Raw genomic sequence first — 357 nt, 5'->3', positions numbered from 1 at the left:
CCTGGATGGGACCCGCGCCCTTGTCGATGACCTCCAGCTTCAGGTGCGAGGCCTCCCACGCGGTCTTGGCGACCGACAGGGCCAGACCGATCAGCACGCCCTCGAACATGTTCACCGCGACGATCGACACGGCCGTGACGACCAGGATCAGGGCCTCGCCCCGGTGACCCCGCCACAGGGAGACGATCCCGCGGAAGGGGATCAGCTTGAAACCGGCGTGGACCAGGATGCCGGCCAGCGCGGGGATCGGGATCAGGGCCAGTGTGGCGGGCAGCAGCGCCGCGAACAGCAGCAGCCATACGCCGTGCAGGACCCGGGACGCCTTGGTCTTGGCGCCCGCCTGCACATTGGCCGAGC

1 protein-coding gene is annotated in these 357 nt (G+C 69.5%); it reads right to left on the bottom strand.

What is annotated here, in order from left to right; genetic code table 11:
* On the bottom strand, window positions 1-357 hold a 357-nt coding region (locus ACLZOT_RS50665; RefSeq protein ID WP_416976077.1), incomplete at both ends, for a SulP family inorganic anion transporter.

The sequence above is a fragment of the Streptomyces sp. 4F14 genome, assembly GCF_048159485.1.
GTDB lineage: Bacteria > Actinomycetota > Actinomycetes > Streptomycetales > Streptomycetaceae > Streptomyces.
Note: the sequence above shows the minus strand (reverse complement) of the source record. Positions and strands in the feature narration are given on the sequence as shown.